The 1781-nt window shown below is 76.5% G+C and carries 2 protein-coding genes; one reads left to right on the top strand and one right to left on the bottom strand.

Features of this window, described 5'->3' with window-relative positions; translation table 11 throughout:
- Positions 1-32: 32 nt before the first annotated feature.
- Positions 33-950, bottom strand: coding sequence for an ADP-ribosylglycohydrolase family protein (locus tag RM540_RS16235; protein WP_311666060.1), 918 nt, complete (start codon positions 948-950; stop codon positions 33-35).
- 116 nt (positions 951-1066) lie between these two features.
- On the opposite strand from RM540_RS16235, the gene RM540_RS16230 reads away from it, so the two are divergent.
- Positions 1067-1741 carry a heme exporter protein CcmB gene (locus RM540_RS16230; RefSeq protein WP_311666058.1) on the top strand — a complete coding sequence of 225 codons (675 nt, stop codon included), beginning with the start codon at positions 1067-1069 and terminating at the stop codon, positions 1739-1741.
- Positions 1742-1781 lie beyond the last annotated feature (40 nt).

The raw sequence follows: 1781 nt of genomic DNA, 5'->3' as shown, positions 1-1781 counted from the left end.
CTGCTCTACCTGCTCTACCTGCTCTACCTGCTCTACTCCCCCAGCGCCGTCACCAAAGCCTCCGCCTCGGCGCGGATGGCATCGGCGTCTTCGAGCGCATCGAGCCAGGGGGCGGGGAGGGCGCGCGCGCCGTGAAGCGCGCCGACGAGGGCGCCGACGCACGCCCCGACCGCCGCCGCGTCGCCGCCTACGTTGACGGCGGCGAGGAACGTAGGCTCGACGAGCTCGGGGCTGCGCGCCACCATCGCGACGGCGAACGGGAACGCCTCGTCGGCCGCCGAGCCGGTCCCGTTGCAAAGGTCCTGGAGGTCGAGCGGAGTCTCGCCGAGGTGGCCGCGGAGCGCGTCGAGCCGCTTCGACACGCGGTCGTCGGCGCTGAGCAGCCGCTCGGAGTCGCGGGCCGCGCTCAGCGCAGCGTCCAGGATCTGCGCGCCCGTGAGCGATTCGGGGTCCTTGTCCAGGCACGTGCGGACGGCCGCGATCTGGGCCGCGGCGGCGACGTGGGCGACCGGGCTGGGGTCGACGTCGCGCAGGAGGAGCGCGGCCCACCGGGCGCTCGCGAGGTCTTTCAAGCCGCGGAGCCGGGCCTGCACGCCGAGCGGGGCGGCGCAGGCCGCGAGCGCGCTCGACGGGCTCACCACCCCGCCCCGCCGGGCGTCGTCGCCGGGGAGCGCGAGGGTGGTGCGGACCTCCTCGGGGCTGTCCGGCGCGGCCGTCGCGAGCGCGCGCGTGAGGGCGCGGGCGCGCTGCGTGTCGGCCGTCCACTGGCCGGCGTCGAGGTCGCCGCGCTTCTCGTCAGCCCGCATCTCCTTGATGCCCTTGTAGTAGGTGCGGACGTTCTGGTGGCTGAGGCCCTCGACGGGCATCCCCAGCGCGTCACCGACGGCGGAGCCGAGGAGGGCGCCGACGAGGCGGTCGCGGAACGGGGCGGGGGCGGTCGACTCCGGCACGGGCAGGTGGGGGAAGGTGGGGCAGATCCCGAGGGCGGATCCAAAGGGCGGACCCCGAGGGCGGGGCGGACCCGTGCTATCCTCCGCTCCCCTCCCCCGTTCCCCCACCCCGCCCTGTGAACTGGCTGGCCGGCGCCTGGGCCGTCGTCGCCAACGACGCCCGCCTCGAGCTCCGCACGCGCGTCGCGCTGGGCGCGCTGGGCATGTTCGTGGCCGCCTCGCTCGTGCTTGTGCGCGTGGCGCTGGGGCGCGGGGCGCCGTCGGTGTCCGTCGCGGCGGCGCTGCTGTGGGTGGTCGTCGTGTTCGCGGCGGCCGTCGGGCTGGGGCGGGCGTTCGTGGCCGAGGAGGAGCGGGGGACGTCGCTGCTCCTCCAGCTCCACCTCCGCCCGAGCCAGGTCTACGCCGGCAAGCTCGCGTTCAACGTGGCCCTGATGGCGGCGCTGGGGGCCGTGGCCGCACTGGGCTTCCGCGTCCTCGTGCCCACGCCGCTCGGGGCGCCGGCCGTGCTCGCGGCGGCGCTCGCGCTGGGCGCCCTCGGTCTGGCCGCGGCGACGACGCTGCTCTCGGCCATCGTGGCGCGGTCGCAGGCGGCCGGCCCGCTCCTGCCCGTCCTCGCGTTCCCGCTCGTGGTCCCCGTCTTGATCCCGGCCGTGGAGCTGACGGAGCTCGCGGCGGGCGCGCCGACCGGGGCGTGGGCGGCGGCCCAGGGCAACCTCGTCCTGCTCGCGGCCTACGCGGGTCTTCTGGTTTCGGCCTCGTTCCTCCTGTTCGACTACGTCTGGCGGGACTGACGGGGCAGCGGGCAGCGGGCAGCGGGCAGCGGGCAGCGGG

This window comes from Rubrivirga litoralis (assembly GCF_031846415.1).
In the GTDB taxonomy this organism is placed as follows: Bacteria; Bacteroidota; Rhodothermia; order Rhodothermales; family Rubricoccaceae; genus Rubrivirga; species Rubrivirga litoralis.
This window is presented reverse-complemented; position numbering and strand designations above follow the sequence as displayed.